1 protein-coding gene is annotated in these 534 nt (G+C 59.7%); it reads right to left on the bottom strand.

Annotated features, from left to right (window positions below; genetic code table 11):
* Positions 1-218 (bottom strand): transcriptional repressor TraM (locus tag EOC06_RS36675; protein ID WP_128310077.1); only part of this gene is annotated, 218 nt, incomplete at its 3' end.
* Positions 219-534: the final 316 nt, after the last annotated feature.

Below are 534 nucleotides of genomic sequence, written 5' to 3'. Positions count from 1 at the left end.
ATGTAACAGAGATGCCGAGCGCCGCCGATCACATTTCGTGACTTATACTCCTCAGGTAATGCCTGGAAAAGTTGATCGGCCTTGTCCACCAGACGCCGGTGGGTTCGGATGGCGTCGATCGTGAGGGTCTCCAGGTCGGTCGGGGGAAGTCCGCTCGTGAGCCCCACTATCGGCCGAAGCTCGAATTTTTCCTTCAACGTCGCGTCGTCCGATTCCATTCCAGTCCCCTTAGGTTTGGCTGCGGTACGCCCCCGCTGACGACGAACCCTTTGAACCCTAGCCGGGGTTCGGATCCGAGATGACTCGGCCCTGAGACCTTTTGACCCCGTGCTCCTTCCGCCCAGGTGCGCGTCACCTGCGGCCGCCAGAATGCGACGGCAGGTACGATATTCACTGCCACGACAACAGGAGGGAAATGATGACAACTACCTACTATATCGGACTGGATGGCCCCAAAGACACAATTTCCGGGAGCTGAACGCGGGCTGGGTGGAGGCGCGTTTCTCGGGCAGATTGCCAACACGCCGGAGGCCG

The organism is Mesorhizobium sp. M7A.F.Ca.MR.362.00.0.0, assembly GCF_004023175.1.
Lineage (GTDB): Bacteria > Pseudomonadota > Alphaproteobacteria > Rhizobiales > Rhizobiaceae > Mesorhizobium.
Note: the sequence above shows the minus strand (reverse complement) of the source record. Positions and strands in the feature narration are given on the sequence as shown.